At 67.5% G+C, this 1,125-nt stretch carries 1 protein-coding gene; it reads left to right on the top strand.

Going from position 1 to position 1,125, the window contains the following annotated elements:
- Positions 1-39 precede the first annotated feature (39 nt).
- Positions 40-1,125: an IS630 family transposase gene (locus ACFV9W_RS39090; protein WP_385770881.1), complete on the top strand. Its 1,086-nt coding sequence runs from the start codon at positions 40-42 to the stop codon at positions 1,123-1,125.

Here is a 1,125-nt window from a genome sequence, read left to right as displayed (position 1 = left end):
CTAGTGTCCTGGTCTTGAGTTCTGCGGTCTGATGGTGGTGTGCCTGGACCGCGGTTGGACCCGCTCGTTTTGTCCGAGGACGAGCGGAAGACGCTTGAGGGATGGGCGAACCGGCGCAGGACCGCTCAGGGCTTGGCCAAGCGGGCGCGGATCGTCCTGGAGTGTGCCACGGGGGCGTCGAACGCCGCTGTGGCACGAAAGTTGGGGGTGGCCCGTTCCACGGTGAACATGTGGCGGGCCCGCTTCCTGGCCGGCCGGCTGGACGGCCTCGCGGACGAACCGCGGCCCGGGGTGCCGCGCACCATCACCGACGCCCAGGTGGAAGAGGTGGTAGTACGCACCCTGGAAGAGGTCCCCGAGGGAGCCACGCACTGGTCCAAGCGGGAACTGGCGGCCCGGGTCGGGATCTCTCCGACCAGCGTGCTGCGGATCTGGCGGGCGTTCGGCCTGCAGCCGTGGCGGGTGGAGGACTTCAAGATCTCCACCGATCCGCTGCTGCTCGACAAGATCCGGGACGTGGTCGGCCTGTATCTGGCCCCGCCGGCCAACGCGGCGGTGTTCGCGGTGGACGAGAAGCCGCAGATCCAGGCCCTTCAGCGCAGTGCACCGGTGCTGCCGATGGTGCCGGGCACGCCGGAGCGGCGCAGCTTCGACTACGTGCGCCACGGCACCGTCGATCTGTTCGCCGCGCTGAACACCGCCACCGGCAAGGTGATCGGCACGTTGTCCGCGACGCACCGGGCGGTCGACTTCCGCGACTTCCTCGATGAGATCGACCGCCAGAGCGAGCCCGGTCTGGCGGTCCACGTGATCTGCGACAACCTTGCCACCCACAAGGCCCCGGTGGTCCATAAATGGCTGGTCGAACACCCCCGGTTCCAGCTGCACTTCACCCCGACCTACTCGTCCTGGATCAACCAGGTCGAGCGGTGGTTCGCCGAACTGGAACGACGCTGCCTGGAACGCGGCACGTTCTGCTCACTCGACGAACTCAAGACCGCACTCGAGGCCTGGATCGACGCCTGGAACCGCGAGGCCCGGCCCTTCCACTGGACCAAGACCGCAGACCAGATCATCGACCGCATCTGCCGCTACTGCTCACGAATCTCCGGACCAGCTCACTAG

This window comes from Streptomyces sp. NPDC059897, from assembly GCF_042730865.1.
Classification (GTDB): domain Bacteria; phylum Actinomycetota; class Actinomycetes; order Streptomycetales; family Streptomycetaceae; genus Streptomyces.
This window is presented reverse-complemented; position numbering and strand designations above follow the sequence as displayed.